Annotated in this window: 20 protein-coding genes; 9 read left to right on the forward strand and 11 right to left on the reverse strand. The window is 71.8% G+C overall.

Going from position 1 to position 22,875, the window contains the following annotated elements:
• Window positions 1–8: 8 nt before the first annotated feature.
• The 5 genes from ACIOC1_RS15970 to ACIOC1_RS15990 form a co-directional block, all read right to left on the reverse strand.
• Complete coding sequence (locus ACIOC1_RS15970) at window positions 9–281, reverse strand: acyl carrier protein (protein WP_355335466.1); 273 nt, start codon at window positions 279–281, stop codon at window positions 9–11.
• A gap of 177 nt (window positions 282–458) precedes the next feature.
• A complete protein-coding gene (locus ACIOC1_RS15975) occupies window positions 459–1,679 on the reverse strand; it encodes a ketosynthase chain-length factor (RefSeq protein ID WP_355335468.1) in 1,221 nt (406 codons plus the stop codon).
• Window positions 1,676–2,956, reverse strand: a complete 1,281-nt coding sequence (locus ACIOC1_RS15980) for a beta-ketoacyl-[acyl-carrier-protein] synthase family protein (protein WP_355335471.1) — start codon at window positions 2,954–2,956, stop codon at window positions 1,676–1,678. Before ACIOC1_RS15980 ends, ACIOC1_RS15975 begins: the two co-directional genes overlap by 4 nt.
• Window positions 2,953–3,279 carry a TcmI family type II polyketide cyclase gene (locus ACIOC1_RS15985; RefSeq protein WP_355335472.1) on the reverse strand — a complete coding sequence of 109 codons (327 nt, stop codon included), beginning with the start codon at window positions 3,277–3,279 and terminating at the stop codon, window positions 2,953–2,955. Before ACIOC1_RS15985 ends, ACIOC1_RS15980 begins: the two co-directional genes overlap by 4 nt.
• A gap of 2 nt (window positions 3,280–3,281) precedes the next feature.
• On the reverse strand, window positions 3,282–4,766 hold the full coding sequence (locus tag ACIOC1_RS15990) for an FAD-dependent monooxygenase (RefSeq protein ID WP_355335475.1): 1,485 nt from the start codon (window positions 4,764–4,766) through the stop codon (window positions 3,282–3,284).
• Window positions 4,767–5,167: 401 nt separating this feature from the next.
• Here ACIOC1_RS15990 and ACIOC1_RS15995 point away from each other — a divergent pair, with 401 nt between their 5' ends.
• The 5 genes from ACIOC1_RS15995 (at window position 5,168) to ACIOC1_RS16015 (ending at window position 11,192) form a co-directional block, all read left to right on the forward strand.
• Entirely contained in the window at window positions 5,168–5,854 is a 687-nt protein-coding gene (locus ACIOC1_RS15995; protein WP_355335477.1) for a response regulator transcription factor, read from the forward strand.
• Between the two features lie 105 nt (window positions 5,855–5,959).
• Window positions 5,960–7,576, forward strand: coding sequence for an ABC transporter substrate-binding protein (locus tag ACIOC1_RS16000; RefSeq protein ID WP_391051266.1), 1,617 nt, complete (start codon window positions 5,960–5,962; stop codon window positions 7,574–7,576).
• Window positions 7,577–7,588: 12 nt separating this feature from the next.
• A complete protein-coding gene (locus ACIOC1_RS16005) occupies window positions 7,589–8,545 on the forward strand; it encodes an ABC transporter permease (RefSeq protein ID WP_355335481.1) in 957 nt (318 codons plus the stop codon).
• The gene (locus ACIOC1_RS16010; protein WP_401854733.1) at window positions 8,542–9,462 is read left to right on the forward strand and encodes an ABC transporter permease; all 921 of its coding nucleotides are present in this window, start codon (window positions 8,542–8,544) and stop codon (window positions 9,460–9,462) included. Before ACIOC1_RS16005 ends, ACIOC1_RS16010 begins: the two co-directional genes overlap by 4 nt.
• Entirely contained in the window at window positions 9,459–11,192 is a 1,734-nt protein-coding gene (locus ACIOC1_RS16015; RefSeq protein WP_401854735.1) for a dipeptide ABC transporter ATP-binding protein, read from the forward strand. Before ACIOC1_RS16010 ends, ACIOC1_RS16015 begins: the two co-directional genes overlap by 4 nt.
• 64 nt (window positions 11,193–11,256) lie before the next feature.
• On the opposite strand, the gene ACIOC1_RS16020 is transcribed toward ACIOC1_RS16015, so the two are convergent.
• The 5 genes from ACIOC1_RS16020 to ACIOC1_RS16040 form a co-directional block, all read right to left on the reverse strand.
• On the reverse strand, window positions 11,257–12,612 hold the full coding sequence (locus ACIOC1_RS16020) for a spherulation-specific family 4 protein (protein WP_401854738.1): 1,356 nt from the start codon (window positions 12,610–12,612) through the stop codon (window positions 11,257–11,259).
• A gap of 77 nt (window positions 12,613–12,689) precedes the next feature.
• Complete coding sequence (locus ACIOC1_RS16025) at window positions 12,690–13,556, reverse strand: carbohydrate ABC transporter permease (protein ID WP_401854740.1); 867 nt, start codon at window positions 13,554–13,556, stop codon at window positions 12,690–12,692.
• Complete coding sequence (locus ACIOC1_RS16030; RefSeq protein ID WP_401854742.1) at window positions 13,549–14,556, reverse strand: carbohydrate ABC transporter permease; 1,008 nt, start codon at window positions 14,554–14,556, stop codon at window positions 13,549–13,551. Before ACIOC1_RS16030 ends, ACIOC1_RS16025 begins: the two co-directional genes overlap by 8 nt.
• A gap of 1 nt (window position 14,557) precedes the next feature.
• The gene (locus tag ACIOC1_RS16035) at window positions 14,558–15,814 is read right to left on the reverse strand and encodes an ABC transporter substrate-binding protein (protein ID WP_401854745.1); all 1,257 of its coding nucleotides are present in this window, start codon (window positions 15,812–15,814) and stop codon (window positions 14,558–14,560) included.
• A 166-nt stretch (window positions 15,815–15,980) separates the two neighbouring features.
• A complete protein-coding gene (locus ACIOC1_RS16040) occupies window positions 15,981–17,225 on the reverse strand; it encodes an ROK family protein (protein WP_391162871.1) in 1,245 nt (414 codons plus the stop codon).
• Window positions 17,226–17,295: 70 nt separating this feature from the next.
• On the opposite strand from ACIOC1_RS16040, the gene ACIOC1_RS16045 reads away from it, so the two are divergent.
• Window positions 17,296–18,555 (forward strand): Gfo/Idh/MocA family oxidoreductase, encoded by a 1,260-nt coding sequence (locus ACIOC1_RS16045; protein WP_355335498.1) that lies wholly within the window; start codon window positions 17,296–17,298, stop codon window positions 18,553–18,555.
• A gap of 109 nt (window positions 18,556–18,664) precedes the next feature.
• Here the strand turns inward: ACIOC1_RS16045 and ACIOC1_RS16050 are convergent, their stop codons facing one another.
• The gene (locus tag ACIOC1_RS16050) at window positions 18,665–19,708 is read right to left on the reverse strand and encodes a LacI family DNA-binding transcriptional regulator (RefSeq protein WP_401854747.1); all 1,044 of its coding nucleotides are present in this window, start codon (window positions 19,706–19,708) and stop codon (window positions 18,665–18,667) included.
• 301 nt (window positions 19,709–20,009) lie between these two features.
• On the opposite strand from ACIOC1_RS16050, the gene ACIOC1_RS16055 reads away from it, so the two are divergent.
• From ACIOC1_RS16055 to ACIOC1_RS16065, 3 genes are read left to right on the forward strand one after another with little or no spacing between them, the layout of a single operon-like run.
• On the forward strand, window positions 20,010–21,158 hold the full coding sequence (locus tag ACIOC1_RS16055) for a Gfo/Idh/MocA family protein (RefSeq protein ID WP_401854750.1): 1,149 nt from the start codon (window positions 20,010–20,012) through the stop codon (window positions 21,156–21,158).
• Complete coding sequence (locus tag ACIOC1_RS16060) at window positions 21,155–22,075, forward strand: PmoA family protein (protein ID WP_401854752.1); 921 nt, start codon at window positions 21,155–21,157, stop codon at window positions 22,073–22,075. Before ACIOC1_RS16055 ends, ACIOC1_RS16060 begins: the two co-directional genes overlap by 4 nt.
• On the forward strand, window positions 22,072–22,797 hold the full coding sequence (locus ACIOC1_RS16065; RefSeq protein WP_391051287.1) for a cupin domain-containing protein: 726 nt from the start codon (window positions 22,072–22,074) through the stop codon (window positions 22,795–22,797). The genes ACIOC1_RS16060 and ACIOC1_RS16065 overlap by 4 nt, the downstream gene beginning before the upstream one ends.
• Window positions 22,798–22,875 lie beyond the last annotated feature (78 nt).

Here is a 22,875-nt window from a genome sequence, read left to right on the forward strand (position 1 = left end):
CCGTCTCCTCAGACGCTCGGGGCAGCGGAGAGCTGCGAGTTGACGGCGTCGATGAGGCCGCGCGGTGTGACCGCGTCGGTCAGGGCGGAGTCGTCGAGCGAGATGTCGTACTCGCGCTCGATCCGGCTGCCGGTCTCCAGCAGGGCGAGCGACTCGTAGCCGAGCGCCTGGAACTCGGTGTCGATGATGTCGCCGCTCAGGTCGACGCCCTCCTCTTCGCCCGCGGCCTCCAGCAGGATGCGGCGGAGGTCGTCGAGGGTGAACGGGCTGGTGGTGGACATGTCCGGTGCCTTTCGTGGTGGGGATGGTGGCCGGGGCGCGAAGGCCGGAGCCCGCGGTGGCCGGTGGTCCCGGCGGCGGGCGGCCTCAGCGATCGGCGGCGGGTGACTACAGCGGTCGGCGGCAGGTGGCTTCAGCCGTCGTGGGCGGGCGACAACAACCGTCGGCGCCGGGTGGGTTCAGCGGTCGGCGGCGCGTACGACGAGGGCCGAGTTGAATCCGCCCTGGCCGCGGGCGAGCACCAGGGCGGTGCGTACGGGCGCGGGGCGGGGGGCGCCGACCACCAGGTCGATGTCGTACCGGTCGGCCAGGGCCGTGCCGATGGTCGGCGGGATCACGCCGTCGCGGATGCTCAGCAGCGCGGCGGCGACGTCCAGCGGCGCGGCGCCGGAGTAGAGGCGGCCGGTCATGGTCTTGGGCGCGGTCACCGGGACCCCGTGCGGGCCGAAGGTCTTGGTGATGGCCTCGGCCTCGATACGGTCGAGTTCGGGGATCGCGGCGGCGTCCGCGAAGACCACGTCCACCTCGTCGGGGCCGGTGCCCGCGTCCAACAGCGCTTCCTCGATGGCCCGTTCGATGCCGGGCGCCCGGCCGCTGCCCGGCCGGGGATCCATGGTGGCGGCGTGGCCGACGAGTTCGCCGTAGATGTTCCCGGCGCCGCGGGCCCGCGCGTGCTCGGCGTCCTCGACGACCAGCAACGCGCCGCCCTCGCCGGGCACATGGCCGCGGGCGGACGCGTCGAAGGGCAGGTAGGCGCGCTCGGCGTCGTCCCCGGTGGCCAGCCGTCCGCCGGCCAGTTGGGCCACCCACCCCCAGGAGCAGATCGACGCGTCGACGGCGCCGGCGACCACGACCGACGTCCCCTTGCGGATCTGGCGCCTGGCCTGGGCGAGCGCGTCGAGGCCGCCCGCCTGGTCGCTGACGACCACGCTGCTGGGGCCGCGCAGTCCGTGGCGGATGGAGATCTGCCCGCTGTTGACGGCGTAGAACCAGGCGAAGGACTGGTAGGCGGAGACGTACCGGCCGCCCTTGCTCCACAGGGCCTTGAGTTCGTTCTGGCCGAACTCGAAGCCGCCGGAGTGGCTGGCGGTGATCACCCCGGCCGCGTAGGCGGGCAGGTCGTCGGCGTCGATCCCGGCGTCCTTCAGCGACCAGTCCGCGCCCACCAGGGCCAACTGGGTCATCCGGTCGGTCTGCGGCAGCAGCCTGCTGGGCAGGTGCTCGCGGGCGTCGAAGCCGCCGATCTCACCGGCGAGCCGCGACGGGTAGTCCGAGGGGTCGAAGCGGGTGATCCGTCCGATGCCGCTGCGTCCTTCGAGGGTGGCGGCCCAGTACTCCTCGACACCGAGGCCGTTGGGCGCGACGACACCGAGTCCGGTCACCACGGGGTGGGCGTTCATCGAGCGCTCCGATCCGGTCGGGCGAGCACTACCGCGCTCTGGAAGCCGCCGAAGCCGCTGCCGACCGACAGCACCGTGTCCGTACGCCAGTCGCGCGCGGTCAGCGGCACGTAGTCGAGGTCGCACTCCGGGTCCGGGTGGTGCAGATTGGCGGTGGGCGGTACGACGCTGTGCTCCATCGCCAGCACGGAGGCCGCGATCTCGATCGAGCCGATGGCGCCGAGCGAGTGGCCCACCATCGACTTGATGGAGCTGACCGGCGTCCGGTAGGCGTGGTCCCCGAGGCTGCGCTTGAAGGCGGCGGTCTCGTGGCGGTCGTTCTGCTTGGTGCCGGAGCCGTGCGCGTTGATGTAGTCGATGTCCTGCGGATCGATCCTGGCCTCGTCGAGCGCCACCCGGATCGCCTCGGCCATCTCCGCGCCGTCCGGGCGCAGTCCGGTCATGTGGAAGGCGTTGGACCGGGTCGCGTAACCGGCGACCTCGGCGTAGATGTGGGCGCCCCTGCGGCGCGCGCTCTCCAACTCCTCCAGGACGAACACGGCCGCCCCTTCGCCGAGTACGAAGCCGGTGCGGCTGGCGTCGAACGGCCGGGAGGCGTGCTCCGGGTCGTCGTTGCGCGCCGTGGTGGCCTTGATCGCGTCGAAGCAGGCGACGGTGATGGGCGAGATCGGGGCGTCGCTCGCCCCGGCCACGACCACGTCGGCCGCCCCGTCGCGGATCAGGTCGGTCGCGTAGCCGACGGCGTCGAGGCCGGAGGTGCAGCCGGTGGAGACCACCGTGCCGGGCCCCTCCGCGCCCACGGCCCAGGCGACCTCGGTCGCGAAGGAACTGGGCACCAGGAAGTTGTAGAGGTGCGGGACCGCGTACTCGTGGTCGACCAGGTCCAGCCGTCCGCCGTCGCTGACCGCGCGGTACTCCTGGTCGAGGCCGGTGGTGGCGCCGACGGCGCTGCCGATGGTCACGCCCACGCGGTGCGGGTCGACGGAGTCGAAGTCCAGTCCGCTGTCGGCGACCGCCTCGCGGGCGGTGACCACCGCGAACTGCGCGGCGCGGTCCATCCGGCGGATCTCCTGCGGGGTGAGCCCGGACAGTTCGGCGTCGAAGTCCGCCTCGGCGGCGATCTGGGAGCGGAACGGCGCCGGGTCGAAGAACGAGATCCTGCGGGTCGCGGTGCGTCCGTCGGCCAGCAGTTGCCAGAAGTCCTTGACCCCGATGCCGCCGGGGGCCGTGACACCGACTCCGGTGATCACGACGCGGCGGCCGGTCGACCTGCTCACGAAGCGCTCCAGTGGTAGAAGCGCTGGGCCATCGCGTCGGCCGGCGAGCGCCAGGTGGCGGGGTCGTACGCCTCGATGTGCGGCTTGAGGTCGTCGCTGATCCGGATGAACCGGGGGTCGTTCTTGGCGGTCTCGATGCGCTCGCCACCGTTCTCGGCGTCGAAATCCTGGAGGTGGAAGTACAGACCGCGGTACGAGAACAGCTCACGGCGGCGCGTGCCCATCAGATGCGGCATGTCGGTCCCGTCGAAGGCGCCGAATATCCGGGCGACCTCCTCGGCCGAGCCCAGGTTCATTCGGGCGACGATCAGTGTGCTGTGCATCTCTACCTCTCTCGCGAATCGAGTCGGGCGGGACCGAACCAGCGGTCCAGTGCCGCCGGAAGGTCGTAGTGGCTGCCGGGTCCGGCCCACGCCACATAGCCGTCGGGGCGGATCAGCACCGCGGTGGTGCCGTCGAGCGGGTCGGGTCCGTCGCCGCGCGGGACGGCGGTGACGATGTCGATCCGCTCGCGCCAGTCGGCGGCGCGGCGGCGCACGTGCGGGTTGTCGGCCAGGTCGAGCAGGACGCCGCGGCCGGCGTGCAGCAGCGCGGTGCTGCTGGTCGGCCGGCCCCGCACGCTGAGTTCCACATGCGGCATCCGCGCCCCGAGGAGCGGATTGGGGCCGGGTCCCACGTCGTACCGGATCGCCAACCCGCTGACCTGCGCCGCGAGATGGCGGGTCACGTCCTGGTACGCGGTCAGCTCGGCGAGCACGTCGCGCAGCGGCTGCGCCTCCTTGCCGCCGAGGATCAACTGGCTCTGCGCGCCGGTGTTGGCGAGCAACTGCCTGCCGACCTCGTGCCGTTCGGTGTGGTACGTGTCGAGCAGGGATTGCGGCGCGGTGCCGCGCAGGACCGCCGCGAGTTTCCAGCCGAGGTTCACCGAGTCCTGGATGCTGGTGTTCATGCCCTGGCCGCCCGCGGGGAAGTGGATGTGGGCGGCGTCGCCGGTCAGCAGGACCCGGCCCCTGCGGTAGTCGGAGACCTGGCGTGCGGCGTCGGTGAAGGCGCTGATCCACACCGGCTCCGCGCCGGAGATGTCGTCCCCGGTGAGCCGCTTCCAGGTGTCGGCGACCTCGTGGAAGAGCGGCGGCCCGCTCCGCCTGCGCGGCGGTGTGCCGCGCTCGCCGACGATGACGCGGTGCACGCCGCCCGCCAGCGGGGCGGACATCACCATGCCGCCGGCCGACAGTTCACCGGTCATGCGGGGCGCCACGTCGATGCCGCGGATGTCCGCGAGCAGCAGTTCGGTGGCGCCCGCGGTGCCGGGGAAGTCGAAGCCTCCGGCCTTGCGGACGGTGCTGCGCCCGCCGTCGGCGCCGATCAGGTAGTCCGCCCGCAGTGTCCGCTCCCCGTCCGGGGTGCCGACGCGTACGGCGACGGACGCGTCCTCCTCCTGGTAGGAGCGGACCTCGTGACCGCGGCGGATCTCGGCGCCGAGTTCGAGCGCCCAGTTCTGCAGAACGGTCTCGGTGACGGACTGGGGCACGGTCTTGGCGCTGCGGTACGGGCCGTCGAGCACGCCGAGGTCCAGCGGGACCCCGCCGAAGTGGCCCTGCTCGCTGGTCGTGAGCTCACCGAAGCGGCGGAGCAGTCCGCGCTGCGCGAAAGTCTCGACTGTTCGAATCGCCAATCCTATTCCGCGTGATTCCGCGGTGGGTCCGGAAAGGCGCTCCAAAACAATGACGTCAATACCGGCCAGCCGCAGTTCCCCGGCGAGTACGAGCCCGGCCGGTCCGGCTCCCGCAATGATGACCGAAGCGCTCATACACCTCTCCCATCTGAAAGGGCAATCGCGTCCGCCGGGTTTCCGTTGGACGCAAATATCGTCCGTCACGCCCTGCCCAGAATTCAAGCAAAAATCTAAAGGGTATCTGAAAATGACCGTCAGAGGAACGTCAAACCGTGTCTTCAGGTTCCTGACACTCCGACCATGAAGCCGACGTCAGGCGCCACACCGCTCGACGGCGATTCATAAGAAACCGTCAAGGGATGTACAGGTTTCTTGACCGAGCACGACCGGCCGCTCCGCCCCAACTGCGCGTATGCGCCGGATAGTTGCGGGAACCTTGCAGGAGTATGAAATGTCCCGCCGGATCTTCAAAGCGGGCCCGGCGGCCGCTAATCTGCCAAAGAAATTTGAGCGATCCCCATCGAGGTTGGAAAGTCATGCGGGTGCTGGTAGCGGATTCCGACACGATTGGGGTCGGCAGCCTGAGTACCGAGTTGCAGCGGCACGGATTCGACATCGAGCAGTGCGGCACCGGTGCGGAGGCGCTGGAGAAGTACTCCAAGTTCGATTTCTTCCTCATCGACCTGGCGCTGCCCGACATGGACGGTCTCGAAGTGTGCCGATTGCTCCGGTCGGCGAGCGACATACCGATCATCGCCTTCACCGACCCCGACACCGAACTCGACCGGATCCTGTGCTTACAGGCCGGTTGCGACGACTGCATGGCCAAGCCTTTCGGATACCGCGAACTCCACGCGCGTATCGAGGCCGTCCTGCGGCGTTCAGGACCGCAACTCTCGGCCGCCGTCCGGTCGCAGCCGATCATGATCGGCTCGCTGTGCGTCGACCCGGACACGCGGGAGGTCCGGGTGAACGGCCGGCTCATCAGGCTCACCCGGATCGAGTTCTGCCTTCTCCTCCAACTCGCGTCACAGCCGCAGACGGTCTTCACCCGTACGCAGTTGATGGCCGACGTGTGGGGCTATCAGCACGACGGCCGCCCGCTGAGCGCGCGGGCGAGCCGCACCATCGACACCCATGTCAGCGCGCTGCGGAAGAAGTTGGGCGACCCGAGCTGGGTCGTCACGCTCCGCGGGATCGGGTTCCGGATGGGACACGGCTGAACGACTCCCGCCGCCCCCACCTCACTTCACCGCCGGAACACCCGTTCCGGTATCTCGCACCCCGGAACTTGTGTCCGGTACATCTCGCCCGGAAGGCCCTGCCTCATGCCCGGCTCACGCCACCAAGCCCACCTGCTCGCCACGGCCGTCGTCCTGTCCCTGACGCTGGCGGCCTGCTCGTCGTCGGACTCCACGTCCCCGTCGACCGACGGGAAGACGGCCAAGCCCCACGCGGGCGGTCATCTGACCTTCGCGCTGGGCTCGGACCCGATCTGCGTCGACCCGCACCAGGCGGCCACCAACGACGCGGTGTACGCCGCGCGCGGGCTGGTGGACTCGCTCACCGACCAGGACGCGGCGACCGGGAAGATCGCCCCCTGGCTCGCCACCTCCTGGGACGTGAGCCCGGACGCCTCGGCGTTCACCTTCCATCTGCGCGACGGCGCGACCTTCAGTGACGGCAGCCCGGTGGACGCGAACGCCGTGAAGGCCAACTTCGACGCCGTGGTGAAGCTCGGGGCGAAGTCGATCTTCGGATCCGGCTACCTCAGCGGCTACCGGAGCACCGAGGTCATCGACGCGCACACCGCGAAGGTCACCTTCGACCACCCCAACGCCCAGTTCCTCCAGGCCACTTCCACCACCACGCTCGGCCTGCTGGCCCCCGCGAGCCTGAAGGGCAGCGCCGAGAAGCTGTGCGCGGGGCCGCTGATCGGCTCGGGCCCCTTCACCCTGGCGAGCTACACCCCGGGACGCTCGGTGGAACTCAACCGGCGCGCCGACTACACCGGGGGCTCGGCCCTGTGGAAGCACAGCGGCCCCGCCTACCTGGACAAGATCACCTTCAAGGTCGTACCGGAGTCGGGCGTGCGCACCGGCAGCCTGGAATCCGGGCAGGTCGACGCCATCGCCGGGGTCGCGCCGCAGGACGAGGCGGGCGTCACCGGCCAGGGCGCGAAGCTGCTGTCCCGTTCCAACCCCGGCGTTCCGGTCGCGCTGAGCGTCAACACCTCGCGGCCCCAGGCGGGCGACATCGCGGTACGCCGGGCGCTGGAGGTCGCCATCGACCGCAAGGAGGTCGTCGACACCGTCCTCAGCGGCAGTTACCACCCGGCCACCAGCTCGCTGTCCAGCACCACCGACGGCTACCAGGACAACTCCAAGCTCCTCGCCCACGACCCGGCCGCCGCGGGGCGGATCCTGGACGCGGCGGGCTGGAAGCCGGGGCCCGGCGGCATCCGCGTGAAGAACGGCGCGAAGCTCGACCTCAAGGTCATTCTCGCGCCCAACTTCGGCCCCAACCAGTCCGTCCTGGAACTCGTGCAGCAGCAGGTGAAGAAGGCCGGCATCGGCCTCACCCTCAAGGTGCTGAGCATCGCCGACTACCAGGTCGCCCAGAAGAGCGGCGACTACGACCTGTCCTGGGGCAACGGCACCAGGGCCGACCCGGACATCCTGCGCACCGCCTTCTCCAGCAAGCTGCTCAACCTCTCGCACATCGACGACCCCGAGTTGCAGACCCTGCTCGACACCCAGGCCGCCGCGGCCGACCCCGCCAAGCGCGCCGCCATCGTCGCCTCGGCGCAGCGCCGCGTGCTCGAACAGGCTTACCAGATACCGGTGTTCGAGATGACCAGCGTGTACGCGCTCAGCGGCAAGGTGCACGACATCACCCTCGGCTCTTCGTCCCAGGCGCAGTTCCACGACGCCTGGCTCTCCTGAACGAAGGCGACGATGAGGACCTATCTCCTACGGCGGCTGCTCCAGGCCGTGTTCGTGCTGTGGGCCGCCTACACGGTGTCCTTCGGTGTGCTGTACCTGCTGCCCAGCGACCCGGCGACGATCATGGCGGCGGGCGGCGGTGACGCCAGTACGGTCACCCCGGCGCAGACCGAGGCACTGCGCCACCAGTACGGCCTGGACCAGCCGTTGGCCGAGCAGTACGGCACCAGGCTGCTCCATGCCCTGCACGGTGATCTGGGGCGGTCGGTGCAGAACGGTGTCCCGGTGACCCGGCTGCTCTCCCACGACCTCCCGACCACCGTCCAACTGGCCGCCAGCGCCCTGCTGCTGGCCCTGGTGCTGGGCAGCGCCGTGGCGCTGCTGGCCAGTTGGACGAGGAGCGGGCCGCTGCGCCAGCTCCTGCTCTCCTTACCCGCGTTGGGGGTGTCGGCGCCGACCTTCTGGGTGGGGCTGGTGCTGGTCCAGTTGTTCTCGTTCCGCTGGCATGTCTTCCCGGCCTTCGGCGACGAGGGCTTCGACTCCCTGGTCCTCCCGTCGGTCACGCTCGCGCTGCCCGGTGCCGCGCTCATCGCGCAGGTTCTCGCCAAGAGTCTGCGCACGGCACTGGCGGAGCCGTACGTCCAGACGGCCCTGGCCAAGGGGGCGAACCGGCGGCGGGTGCTGTTCGGACATGCCCTGCGCAACGCGTCGATCGCCCCGCTGACCCTGGTCGGCATCATGATCGGCAATCTCCTGGCCGGGGCGGTGGTCGTGGAGACCGTCTTCGCCCGTGCCGGGATAGGGCGTGAGACGGCCGCGGCGGTGACGGCCCAGGACATCCCGGTCGTCCAGGGCGTCGTCGTCCTCGGCGCCGTCACGTTCGTCCTGACGACTCTCGCCGTCGACCTGCTCCTGCCCCTGCTGGACCCGCGGATCACCGCGACGACGAAGCCGACGGTGCGGACATGACCGAACTGAGCCTCCCGGACGCGGACACGGCGGGGCCGGGCGCGGACCTGACCCGCGCCGAGCCCGCGCGGTCGCCGCACCCGCGGTCCCGGCTCCGCCGGTACGCGCGGTTCTGGCTGACGCGGCCGGGGCTGCTGCTGTCGGCGCTGCTGATCGCGGTGCTGCTGCCGACCGCGTTCTTCCCCCGGCTGCTCACCTCCCGCGATCCGCTGGCCGCGGCGCCGCGGGACAAGCTCGCGGCGCCGAGCACGGAACACCTCTTCGGCACCGACCAGTTGGGCCGCGACGTCTTCGCCCGTGTCGTGCACGGCGCCCTGCTCACCCTCCAGGCGAGCGGGCTTGCCGTACTGGTCGGACTCGTCGTCGGGTCGCTGGCGGGGCTGCTCGCCGGCTACCTCGGCGGGGTCGTGGACGACACGCTGATGCGGCTCACCGACGTCCTGCTGTCCATCCCCGGCCTGCTGCTCTCGCTCGCGCTGGTGACGGCGCTGGGATTCGGCACTGTCAAGGTGGCCCTCGCCGTGGGGGTGACCAGCGTGTCGACCTTCACCAGGATCATGCGCGCCGAGGTGCTGAAGGTCGCGGGGTCCGGCTATGTGGAGGCGGCGCGGGCCTCGGGCACCCGATGGCCCGCGGTGCTGTGGCGGCACGTGCTGCCGAACGCGGCCGGTCCCGTACTGGTCTACGCGGCCATCGACTTCGGCGCGGTCATCCTCCAGGTGTCCTCGCTGTCGTTCCTCGGCTACGGCGCGCAGCCCCCGGCGCCGGAGTGGGGCTCGCTGGTCTCGGACGGCCGCAATTACCTCGCCACGGCCTGGTGGCTCACCACCTTGCCGGGGCTCGTGATCGCGGCCACCGTGCTCGCCGCCAATCGCATCGCCCGCTCCCTCGACGGCGAAGACACGGAGGACCGATGACGCACACGACACCGACGGACGGCGCATCCCCGCCGTCCGCAGGTCCGTTGCTCGACATCCGGGGGCTGCGGATCTCCTACCGCACCCGCACCGGAACCGTGCCCGCCGTCCGCGGCGTCGACCTGACCGTCCAGCCGGGCGAAGTGGTCGCCCTGGTCGGCGAGTCGGGCTCGGGCAAGAGCACGGCGGCGCTCGCGGTGACGGGGCTGCTGCCGCGCGGCGGCTCGCTCGACGCGGGGTCCGTCCTCTTCGACGGCGCCGACGTGGCGCGCGCCGGGGAGACGGGACTGCGCGGGCTCAGGGGCCGGGAGATCGGCCTGATCCCGCAGGACCCGATGCTGTCGCTCAATCCCGTGCGGCGGGTCGGGTCCCAGGTGGCCGAGGCGCTGCTCATCCACCGGCTCGCCGACCGGGCGGGGGCGGCCCGGCAGGCCCTCGACCTGCTCGGCGAGGCGGGGCTGCCCGACCCGGTCCGGGTCGCGCGCCAGTACCCGCACGAGCTGTCCGGCGGCATGCGCCAGCGGGTGCTGATCGCCATCGCGCTGGCCGCGCGGCCCCGGCTGGTCATCGCCGACGAGCCCACGAGCGCGCTGGACGTCACCGTCCAGCGGACGATCCTCGACCACATCGACACGCTGACCCGGGACCGGGGCATCGCGGTTTTGCTGATCACCCACGACCTCGGGGTCGCGGCGGACCGAGCGCACCGGGTGAGTGTCATGTCGCGCGGCGAGGTCGTCGAGACCGGACCCGTACGGCAGGTGCTCGAAGAGCCGGAGCACCCCTACACCCGCGGCCTGCTCGCGGCGGCCCCGAGTCTGGCCCGGTCGCCGGTGCCGGCTCCGGCCCGGTCGCGAGCCGCGTTCCGGTCCGTTCGGGAGCGGGCGTACGGAGCCGGCCCGGTCGCCGGGAAAGCGCCGCTCGTGGCCGGGGAGCCGGGCGCGGCGGAGGACCTGGTCGTGGCCGAGGACCTGGTCAAGGAGTACCCCGGCCGCCGAGGGGACCGGCGCCTCGGCGTACGGGCCGTCGACGGCGTCAGCCTGCGGGTCGGCCGGGGCGAGACCGTCGCCCTCGTCGGCGAGTCGGGCTCGGGCAAGTCGACGACGGCGCGGATGCTCGTACGGCTCACCGAGCCGACCTCCGGGCGGATCACCTTCGACGGGCGGGACATCACCGGCCTCGACGGCGGTGAGCTGCGCCGACTGCGCCGCCGTATGCAGATCGTCCAGCAGAGTCCGTACGCCTCGCTGTCCCCCCGGATGTCCGTCGCGGAGATCGTCTGCGAGCCGCTGCGGGCCTTCCGTATCGGCTCCCGCGCCGAGCGCGCCCGGCGGGCGGCGGATCTGCTGGACCTGGTCCGGCTGCCCGCCGCGTTCCTGGGCCGCCGCGCCTCCGAGCTGTCCGGCGGCCAGCGCCAGCGGGTCGCGATCGCCCGCGCGCTGGCGCTGGACCCGGACCTGGTGGTCTGCGACGAGCCCGTCTCCGCGCTCGACGTGTCGTCGCAGGCGCAGATCCTGGATCTGCTCGCCGGTCTCCAGGACCAGCTCGGTCTCAGCTATCTCTTCATCTCGCACGATCTGGCCGTCGTCCGCCAGATCGCCTCACGGGTCGGCGTGATGCGGGCCGGACGGCTCGTCGAGAGCGGCACGGTGAAGGAGGTCTTCGCCGCGCCCTCCCACCCGTACACACGGGAACTGCTGGCCTCCGTGCCGGGCAGCCTCGTCCGGTGACCGGTCGTCCGTGCCCGGCCCGCGGTTCGTCGCGGGCCGGGCACGGACATTGGCGCGGGCGGTTCTAGCCCGCGCTGAAGGAGACCACCGGCGTGTAGGCGGTGCCCGCGTTGAACTCCACCTGCTGGGTGCCCCTGGGCGAGCCGAGGGCGGTCAGCGGCAGCGTCCAGGTGTACGTCGAGCCGCTGATCGTGGTGGTCGGGGCCGGTGTGGCCGCGGCCCACGCCCAGCCGGTCGAGGTGCTGCGGTAGAGGGAGCCGTTCTCGATCATGTAGTCCGCGCCGAGCGGTGAGGACGACGGCGCAGGCGCCTGGTAGCCGGTCGCGGTGTTGCCGTCGGTGTTGATGAAGACGTGATGGAAGCTCTCGGAGCTGTTGAAGGTCGCCTTGAAGACGGCCGTGCCCGCCGAGGCGCACGCCGAGTACGAGGTGATGGCGCCGGAGCCCGCGGTGGTGGTGCACCCGGTGCCCCCGCCGGAGCCGCCGGTGCCCCCGGACCCGCCCGATCCGGCGGCAGCGGCCTTCGCCAGTTCGTCGGACCAGTACGCGCCGGTGGGCAGGGTGTCCCACGGATTGGGCAGGTTGTCCGGGGTGACGTACAGATAACCGGCGTTGCGCTGCTTGCTCAGTGCGACCGCGTTCTCCATGTCGGCCTGCGCCGGGGTGTCGTAGACCAGGTGCCAGAACTTGTCGGGGTTGGCGTAGTGCAGCTCCCAGTCGGGCGCGGTCCAGGAGGCGTAGACGCTGTAGGTGTTCTCGAACATCACCAGGACGTCGGCCGCCGACGCGTAGCAGGACTCGGCGGGCGAACCGGGGTTGTCGACGGTGAGGGCGCCCGGGTGGGCCTGTTTGGTGGTGGAGTTGATGCCGGTGTAGAGGTTCACGTGCGCGTTGCCCGAGCCGCAGTCGCCCAGGGCGTCGTCGAAGAAGATGCCCGCGAGGCCCGAAGAGCCGTACCAGGAGTACCAGTTGGCCACGTCGGCATTGATCTGCGCGGTCCACGCGGCGACGCTGGTCTGCCCGCCGCGGGTGGTACGCCCTGTGGTGCCGAAGTAGCCGGTGTCGACGTAGCCGAGCACCTTCGCCCCGGCCCCGGCCGCCGCGCTCACGGCCGAGGCGTAGCCGCTGTCGACCGCGGTGCCGGGCCCGTTGGAGGGGTTCGCGACGGCGATGCCGACGCGGGACCCCGCCTGGTCGATCTGGGTCCAGAAGGCGCGGCCGGCGGCGTCCGAGGGGTTGAAGTACGCGGGCACGGCCAGATGCTGCGCTCCGGCTGCCGCGCTCGCCCGGCCGGACAGCGTGCCGGACATGGTCAGCGCGAGCGCGGCGGCGACCGCCGCGCTCACGGCGGCCCTGGTCCGGTGCGCGGCGGTGAGGCGATGCCGCGACCGGGTGTGTGCGAGTGATCGGATGAGGGACATGTGATCCCCTTTCGACGGTGGGGGGTTGCGTGAACAGGGGGTGGGATCAGGGGGTGGGACCAGGGGGACAGGAAGCGTCAGCCCTTGACCCCGGTGTGCGCGATTCCCTGCACGAACTGCCGTTGCAGGAGCACGAAGACGGCGATGACCGGGAGCGAGGCGAGCAGCGATCCGGCCATCAGCACGGGGTAGTCGGTCTGGAACTGCCCCTGGAGCGAGGCCAGTCCGGCGGACAGGGTCATCTTGTCCGGGTCGGTGTTGACCACCAGCGGCCAGAACAGGTCGTTCCAGGACCACAGCAGCGCGAGGACCGCCAGCGCGACGAGTCCGGGGCGGACCAGCGGCAGCATCACCGACCAGTAGATCCGCCAGGGCCCCGCGCCGTCGATGCGCGCCGCCTCCTCCAGCTCCTTCGGCAGGGCCAGGAACGACTGCCGGAGCAGGAAGACGCCGAACGCGCTGAACATGCCGGGCAGGATCAGCGCCTGGAAGCTGTTGAGCCAGCCGAGGTCGGACATGATCTGGTACTGGGGGATGATGAACAGTTGCGGCGGCACCATCAGCACCGACAGGAACAGCCCGAAGAGCATCCCGCGGCCGGGGAAACGCAGCCGCGCGAAGGCGTAGGCGGCCATCGGGCACAGCACGACCTGGCCGAGCGTGCGCCCGAGCGACATCAGCAGCGTGTTGAGGAACTGCCGGCCGAACGGCAGCAGGTCGAAGACCTTGCCGTAGTTGTCCCAGTGGCCGCCGGGCAGCGGCGACGGCGGTACATGGGTCGCGTCGCTCAGCGACTTCAGGGAGGTGACGATCTGCCAGAGGAACGGCGCGACCATCGCCAGCGACGCCGCGATCAGCACGGTGTGCACCAGCGGATGACGTCCGCGCCGGGAGCGGCGGGCGGGCCGGTCCGCGGCCCGGCCGGCCGTGTGGACCTCAGCCATAGTGCACCCACCTCTTCTGCATGCGGAACTGAAAGGCCGTCAGCGCGACGATGATCAGCAGCAGGACCATCACGATCGCCGCCGCGTAGCCGCGGTCGTTGGTGACGAACGCGCGGTCGTAGAAGAGCTGCACGACCGTCTCCAGGCGCGGGAACGCCGGGTTGGAGCGGGCCGCGGCGCCCGATCCGGCCATCACGTAGACCAGGTCGAACAGTTGGAGCGAGCCGATGACCGAGATCACCGAGACGAAGAACGCGGTGGGCGACAGCAGCGGCAGGGTGACCGAGCGGAACTGCCGCAGCGGGCCCGCGCCGTCGATCTCCGCGGCCTCGTAGTACTCGCGCGGGATCGCCTGCATCCCGGCCAGGAAGATCACCAGGTTGTAGCCGATGCTGCTCCACACGCCCACCACGACCAGGGCGTACAGCGCCACCCGAGGGTCGGCCACCCAGTTCGGGCCGTCGATGCCGACCAGCGACAGCAGGTAGTTGATCAGCCCGTAGTCGCCGTTGTAGAGCCAGCGCCACACCATGCCGATCGCCACCGGCATGGTGACCACCGGCAGGAAGAACAAGGTGCGGTAGACGCCGACGCCGCGCAGCCCCCGACGGTTGAGCAGCGCCGCGAAGACGATCGCCAGCGGGATCGACAGCAGTCCGAGCCCGGTGTAGGCGAGGGTGTTGACCAGCGCCCGGCCGAACTCGCCGTCGTGCAGCATCCGGTGGTAGTTGTCCAGCCCGCTCCAGGTGTGGCCGCCGAAGGCGCCCCAGCGGGTGAACGAGAAGTACGCGGTCTGCACGACCGGCCACAGGTAGAAGACCGCGAGGCCCAGGCCGGTCGGCGCGATGAAGGCGTAGCCCCACAGCGCCTCGGTGACGCGGTCGCGGCGCGGTCGCCGGAAGCGGCCGGGCAGCCGTGACAGCCGCCCGGTCCGCGGCCGGGCGCCGGTGGCCGCCTGCACGTCCCCGGCGGCGGCGCCGGGGGTGGACGTGAGGGTCATGTCACTCCTTGGCGAGCAGGTCGTCCATCGCCGCGGCCAGCCCGCGCGCCGCCTGGTCCACCGGCTCCTGGCCGTTCCACGCCTTGGTGAGATACGTCAACTCGGCCTCGTTCCAGGCGGCGGTGTTCTTCGAGACCGGGTACGGGACGCCGTACGGCACCTCGTCGAGGAAGGTCTGGAGGTGGAACTGCGGGTAGGCGGCGATCCAGGCGCCCTGCGTGCCGTTGTACGCCGGCATCGCGCCGGACTTGGCCAGGATCTCGGCGGCCGGCTCGGAGCCGAGGAAGTTCACGAACTGCCATGCCTGGTCGGCGTGTTTGGTCCGCGCCGAGACCACGTTGGCGAGGCCGTGGATGATCGTGGCCCGCTTCTCGCCCGTGGGCAGCGGGGCGACGTCGACCCGGTCCTTGGTGTAGGCGTTGCCGCCGAATTCCAGGGAGTCCCAGGAGCCGCCCCAGTACATCGCGAGCTTGCCCGCCTCGAAGAGCTGGAGCGGCGCGGTGTCCGTCATGGTCTTCAGGTCGGGCGACTGCTTCTTCTGGATCAGGTCGGTCCAAAAGCGCAGGCCCTCGATCGTCTTCGGATCGGCGTAACCGGACTTCTTGCCGTCCGGTGAGATCACATAGCCGCCGGCCTGGGCGATGGTGTTGTACTGGTACTCCTGGAAGCTGGTCAGCTCCGCGCCGGTGGCGTACTGGCCCTTGCTCGCGTCCGTCAGCTCCGCGGCCGCCTTCCGGAAGTCGCCCCAGGTCCAACCGGCCTTCGGGTAGGGGACCTTGGCGGCGTCGAAGAGCGTCTTGTTGTACCAGACGCCGACCGTGTCCAGGTCCTTCGGCAGTCCGTAGTGCTTGCCCTGATACGTGTACTGGTCGACCAACTGCTTGGGGTAGGCGGACAGGTCGGTCCTGTCCTTGGCGATGCCGTCGTCCAGCGGGCGGATCACGCCGTTGGAGGCGTAGAGCTGGAAGTTGGGGCCGTTCATCCAGAAGACGTCAGGGGCGGCTCCGCCGGTGGCAGCCGCCTTGAGCTTGGTCCAGTAGTCGGCCCACGGGGTGAGCTGGACCTTGACCGTGATGCCGGGGTGGGTGCGGGTGAACTCGCGGCCGAGCTGCTCCATGGCCGTCTTCTGCGTCGCGTCCCACACCCCGTACGACAAGGTGACCTTGCCGCCCGAACCGCCCGCGCCCGAACCGCCCGCGTCCGAGCCGCTCCCGCCCGACGAACAGGCCGAGGCGGCCAGCACCACCCCGAGCGCCACCGCACACCATCGCACCGACTTCCGCATACCGGGCCCTCCCAGGATCCACACGCCCCGGCGGTGGACCGTCAGCCGGAGTCGTCGAGTGGCATTAATCATGGAGTCCATGGAAATTAAGTCAAGACCCGTGAGATGAAGAATTCCTCTCAGCGGTCTCCGCGCCCGGTCAGACGCGGCGGGAGAAGTGCTCCACGCCGCCCAGTTCGTGCCGTTCGCGCAGTTGCCGGTCCACGTGGTCGAGGGCCAGCCGCAGCGCGCCCAGCGCCACCCCCTCGTCGCCGAACTCGGAGATGCGCACCTCGGGCGTGCGGATGCACCAGCGGTCCAGCTCGCGCCGCAGCGGCTCCGCGATCAGGTCGGCCGACCGGGAGAAACCGCCGCCGATCACGACCAGTTCGGGGTCCAGGGTCAGCACCAGCGCCGCCGTCCCGACGGCCACGTCCCGCACATAGCGCCGCACCACCGCCGCCGCCTTGCGGTCGCCCGCGCGCGCCGCCTCGAACACCGCCTCGGCCGCGGCCTCCTGGTCAACCGCTGTGTCCGCGTGCACTCCTGCGCCCCGCCCCCGCCCCTGCCCCTGCCCCGACGACCCGGTGCGCTCCCGCGCGGGACCGGCCTGCGGCGGCCACGCGCGCAGGTGCTCCTGCGCCCTGATCCAGCCCGAGGCGGGCAGTGCTCCGATCTCTCCGGCCGCGTTGCCGAAGCCGCGGTGCAGCTTGCCGTCGATGATCAGCCCGGCGCCGGTCCGCAGACCGGCGAGGATCACCACCACGTCCTTGGCGTACCGCGCCGCCCCGCACCACGACTCGGCCAGCGCGGCCAGCTTGCTGTCGTTCTCGACCAGCGCCGGGCCGCCGACCAGGCGGCGCAGATGCGCTCCGACGTCCACGCCGGTCCACTCCGGCAGCGCCTCGGAGAGCATCACCCTGCCCGCGCCGTCCACCAGTCCGGTGGTGGCCACGCCCGTCGCCCACAGGTCGCCGGTGGTCAGGCCGCCGCCCGCGAGCGCTCCTGCCACCGCGCCGTCCAGCGCGGCCAGGCGCTCCTTGCGGCCCATGGCCGGCGCCACCGCGACCCGGGCGCTGTGCAGCACCGTTCCGTCCAGGTCCGCCACCAGCGCCAGGATCTTGTGGCCGCCGATGTCCACGCCGAGCACACGGCCCGCGTCGGCGCGGAACCGGAACCGCCGGGCGGGCCGGCCCACCATCCCGGCCGCTGCGGGCACCTCGGCCAGCCAGCCGTTGTCCAGCAACTCACGCACCACGTCCTCCGTGGAGGCGCGCGACAGCCCGGTCCGCCGGGACAGCTCGGTCAGGGTCATCGCCGGTGCGGACCTCAGCTCCCCCAGCACGGCGAGGGAGTTGAGTTGCCGGAGCCGGGAGAGGTCGCCGCCGCTCGGAGTCTCGGTCACGACGTCCCCTTGAGTTTGGTTGCTGCGCGCTTAATAATGAGAGAGTCCATGATAAATAGGAAAGGATCCTATGTCTCGGGTGACTCTAGCTCTCGTCGGCGCCGGGCTGCGCGGACAGACCTACGCACGCCACGCGCAGGTCACCGGCACAGGGCGGGTGGTGGCACTGGCCGAACCCGATCCGGTGCGGCGCGCCGCCGCGGCCGAGGAGTTCGCCGTCCCGCAGGACCGGGTGTACGCCGACTGGTCGGAACTGGCGGCGGCGGGACGGCTCGCCGACGCCGCGATCGTGGCCACCCAGGACAGACAGCACACCGAACCGGCCGTCGCGCTGGCGGACCTCGGCTATCACGTGCTCCTGGAGAAGCCGATGGCCACCACCGAGGCCGAGTCCGCGGAGATCGCCGAGGCGGCCGAGCGGAACAAGATCATGCTCGCCGTCTGCCATGTCCTGCGGTACACCCCGTACACGCAGACGCTCAAGCGGATGCTGGACGAGGGCGCGATCGGCCGACTGGTCAGCGTCCAGCACCTGGAGCCGGTCGGCTGGTGGCACCAGGCGCACTCGTTCGTCCGGGGCAACTGGCGCCGCTCGGACACCTCGGCGCCGATGCTGCTCACCAAGTCGTGCCACGACATCGACTGGCTGGTCTACCTCTTCGGCCGCTCGCCGCGCCGGGTCAGCTCTTTCGGCAGTCTCACCCACTTCCGGGCCGAGGCCGCCCCCGCGGGCGCCGCCGCGCGCTGCACCGACTGCCCGATCGAGAGCACCTGTCCGTACTCGGCCAAGCGCCTGTACCTGGACTGTCTGGAGGACCCCGAGCGGCGCTACTGGCCGCTGTCCGCGGTCACCGAGGACCACACCGAGGCCGGTGTCCTTCAGGCGCTGCGCACCGGTCCCTACGGGCGCTGCGTCTACGCGTGCGACAACGACGTCGTCGACCACCAGGTGGTCTCGATGGAGTTCGACGACGGCGCCACCTGCTCGTTCACGATGAGCGCCTTCACCCCGCAGGAGCACCGCAGGACCCGGCTGCTGGGCACCCACGGCTATCTCGACGGCGACGGCGTCACCATCAGGACGGTCGACTTCCGTACCGGCGAGGAGGGCGTCGTGGACACCAGCACCACCGCGGGCGCCTCGGCCGCGGACGGTCACGGCGGGGGTGACGAGGCGCTGATGGACGCTTTCCTGGAGGCGGTCGCCACCGGAGACGGCGGCGTCCTGAAGTCCGACGCGGCGGCGAGTCTGGCCAGCCACCGCGTGGTGTGGGCCGCGGAGGAGGCCAGGACGACCGGCACCGTCGTCGCGCTCGCGTCCGCGGTCTGAGGAGCCGCGCCCCGGAGAACACCGGCCCGTGCCCCGGAGCAGACGGGCCCGCGCCCCGGAAAAACCGCACGGCGCCCCCGGACACGACCGGCCCGCGCGCCACCGCCGGTCAGTCGGCCACCGGACGCCGCACCCCCGTCGTGGACTCCCCCACCTCCAGCCGGTACGGGGCCACGTGCACCGCGTGCCCCGGCGGGGTCGCCGCGCCGATCCGGCCGGCCAGCGACGTGACGGCCAGCGAGGCGATGGCCGCTTTGTCGGGCACCACCGTCGTCAGCGAGGGAGTGGCGTAACGGCCCTCCTCGCTGCCGTCGACGCCGGCGACGGCGATGTCCCCGGGCACGGCGAGACCGGCCTCGTGGAAGGCGCGGATCGCGCCGACGGCCAGCATGTCGTTGAAGCAGAACACCGCGTCCGGGCGGCTCCCGGCGGGCAGGGCGGCCAGCGCGCGGCCCGCCCGCAGCCCGCTGCGCCGGTCGAACTCCTCGACCCGCGGCGCGAGTCGGGGGTCGAAGGACAGACCCGCCGCGTGCAGGGCGAGTTGGAAGCCCTCCAGGCGCTGCCTGCTGGTCGCCGAGCCCTGCCGGTCCACGCCGACGACGGCGAGCCGGGTCCGGCCGAGCGAGACCAGGTGGGCGGCGGCCTCACGGGCGGCGGCCACATTGTCGATCAGGACGTGGTCGGCGTGGAGTTGCTCCCGGCCGTCCTCGCGCTCGCCCAGCAGCACCAGCGGGAAACCGGCCGTGGTGGCGGCGAGTTGGTCGAAGGGCACCCGGAGCGGGGAGAGGATCACGCCGTCGAGCAGGGCCGCGCCGAGCCCGGTGGCCAGCCGCAGCTCCTCGCGGGGGTCGCCCAGCGTCTCCTCGATCAGGACGGTGAGTCCGATCCGGGACGCCTCGGTCCTGACGTGGTGGGCGAGTTCGGCGAAGTAGGGCGTGGCCAGGAACGGCACCGCCAGGGCGATCAGCCCGCTGCGGCCGGTGCGCAGCCGTACCGCCGACGGGTTCGGACGGTACCCCAGTTCGCTCACCGCGACCATGACGCGCTCTCGGGTGGCGGGGGCCACTCTCGACATTCCGCGTACAACGTTGGAAACAGTCTTGACTGAGACGCCCGCGCGATCGGCGACGTCCTTGAGCCGCACTGCTGTCACGTACCCGCCCTTCTCGGAGACGCCTCATTGTAGGGCAGTTCAACGCAGAGCGTCCCGCAGACGCGTGCAGGCGGCAGTCGTCCGCGCCCAAAGGGTTGACCGCCAGGACACACACTGGTTACAACGTTGGAACAGCCGGGCGAAGGAACCACTGGCCGACCCTGCCGGGGGTCTCCGTGCGCCCGGACGCCGTGGGCGCGTGGCGGACCGCCGTCGCGCCCCCGGCGGTCGAGCGGCGGCCGGACAGCCCGTTTCCGCGCCACCGCCCGTGACGTACCGCCAGCCTCACGAGAGGGCCCGCATGTCCCCGCACCGCCCGAATCTCCCGCTGCGCACCGCCGTGGTGGGCACCGGATCCATCGCCCGAGGAAGTCACCTGCCCGCGCTCGCCGCTGTGGCGGCGGAGGGCTCGGTGGAGATCGTCGCCGTGGTCGACGTCGCCGAGGAGGCGGCCCGCGCCGCCGCCGAGGAGTTCTCCGTGCCGGGCGCCTTCACTGACCTCGACACCATGCTCGGCGAGGTACGCCCCGACCTGGTCGTCCTCTGCACGCCGCCCTCGCTCCACCGGGAGCAGGCCGTCGCCGCGCTGCGGACCGGCGCCCATGTGTGGTGCGAGAAGCCGCCGTGCCCCTCGCTCGCCGACTACGACGCGGTGACGGCCGCCGCCGAGCGGGGCCCCGGCGCCCCGACCGCGGCCTTCGTCTTCCAGCACCGGTTCGGCTCCGGCGCCCGCCACGTCCGCGAGCTGCTGCGCGAGGGGGCCTTCGGACGGCCGCTGGTCGCGCACTGCCAGACCACCTGGTACCGGGGCGCGGACTACTACACCGTGCCGTGGCGCGGCCGTTGGGACACCGAGGGCGGCGGTCCCGCCATGGGGCACGGCATCCACCAGAACGACCTGCTGCTCGACCTGCTGGGCCCGTGGCGGGAGATCCGCGCGATGGCCGCCCGGCTGGTGCACGACGTGCAGACCGAGGACGTCTCCACCGCCCAGGTCCGGTTCGCGAGCGGCGCGGTCGCCACCGTCGTCAACAGCGTGCTCAGCCCCGACGAGGTCAGCCGGATACGGATCGACTGCGAGCTGGCGACCGTCGAGCTCACCCATCTCTACGGCTACCGCAACGCCGACTGGCGGATCACCCCGGCCCCCGGCGTCCCGGCGCGGACGGCACGGGCCTGGAACGACTTCGGCCCCGACGAACCCAGCTCCCACCTGGCCCAACTACGCGCCCTCGTCGCCGACATCCGGGCCGGAACCCCGCACCCGACCGGCGGCGAAGGCGGCCGCGGGATCGTGGAGTTCACCGCCGCGCTCTACAAGTCCGCCTTCACCGACGCCACCGTCCGGGCGGGCGAGATCGGCCCCGACGACCCGTTCTACGCCGCCATGCACGGCGGTGAACCCGACCGGCTGCCGGTCGGCGCCCGCGAGGAGGAGCAGGCCGCATGACGCTGTCGCTGACCCACGTCCACGACGACCGGATCACCGTGACCCACCGGGCCACCGGTACCGAGCTGTTCGCCTACGTGTACCGCCCGGAGGCCGCCTGGGAGGCGCCGAAGCCGTACCTCCACCCGATCCGCACCCTCGGCGGTGGTCTGGTCACCGACTACCGCCCGAACGACCACCGTTGGCACAAGGGCCTCCAGCTCACCGCCTCGCACCTGTCGGGTCAGAATCTGTGGGGCGGCAACACGTATGTGCACGGCGAGGGGTACGTGGCGCTGCCCGAGCGGATCGGCTCGATGGCGCACGTCGGCTTCGACGAGGTGTCGGCGGGTCCCGACGGCGTGGTGATCGCCGAGCGCCTGACCTGGCACCCGTACGACGGCGCGCTCTGGGCCGAGGAGGACCGCAGGATCGAGGTCACCGCCGAGGAGGGCGGTTGGACCCTGACCTGGTCCTCGGCCGTCACCAACCGGCGCGCCGAGCCGTTGCGGTTCGGCAGCCCCACCACCGCCGGGCGGCCCGACGCCGGTTACACCGGGCTGTTCTGGCGCGGGCCGCGCGCCTTCCGCGACGGGCACGCCTTCACCGCGGACGGCGACAGCGCCGAGCGCGACCTCATGGGTGAGCAGGCGCCCTGGCTCGCCTACAGCGGCGAGCACGACGGACGCGACGGACACGCCACCGTCGTCTTCGAGCACGCGCCGGGCAACGACCACGCGGGCGAGAAGGGCACCCACCCCGCGCACTGGTTCGTGCGCACCGACCCGTTCGCCGCGGTCGCCCCGTCCTTCGCCTTCCACGAGGAGCTGGTCCTGGCCCCCGGCGAGGTCCTGGACCGTACGTACCGCGTCCATGTCGCCGACGGCGCCTGGGACCGTGCGGCGGTCACCGCCCATCTGGAGCGGCACCCGTGGTGACGGCGGGCTACGACGGGTTCCCCGGGGCGGTCGCGGTCTCCCGGCTGAGCGTCTACGACTGGCCGACCGTGGACGGCAGGCCGGGCGGCGGCACCCCGCACCTCCATCTGACGTGCAGCGAGGGGTACGTGGTGACCGACGGCGAGGGCGCCGTGCAGACCCTGACCGCCTCCGGTTTCGAGGAGACCCCGCTGCGCGCGGGCACCGTGGCCTGGTTCACCCCCGGCACCATCCACCGGCTGGTCAACGACGGCGGACTGCGGATCACCGTCGTGATGCAGAACGGCGGACTCCCCGAGGCGGGCGACGCCGTCCTCACCCTGCCTCCCGACCGGCTGACCGACCCCGAGGTGTACGCGGCGGCGGTCCGGCTGCCGACGAGCGGGAGCGAGCGGGAGCTGGTCGGCGCGGCGCGGGCCCGCCGTGACCTCGCCACCCGCCGGTTCCTCGAGCTGCGCGACGCGCTCGCCGCGGGTGATCCGGAGCCGCTGGCCGCCTTCCACCGCGCGGCGGCCGAGCTGGTGCGGCCACGCCTGGCCGACTGGGAGCGGCGCTGGCGCGAGGGCGCCCGCGCGGCGGTGACCGCCACGCACGACCAGTTGGCCGCTCTCGGTGACGGCGACGCGCGCCATCTGGCCGACGCCCGTACCCACGCGAGCGGACCCGCCGCGACCGGACGGTTCGGGATGTGCGGCCGTCTCGACGTCTACCACGACGGGTGAGCCGAACGGCCCGTCCCCGCCCCTCGACGTCCGCCCATGACGGGTGAGCCGTACGGCCCGTCGCCGTTCCCAGCCCCC

The sequence above is a fragment of the Streptomyces sp. NPDC088197 genome, assembly GCF_044741185.1.
GTDB lineage: Bacteria > Actinomycetota > Actinomycetes > Streptomycetales > Streptomycetaceae > Actinacidiphila.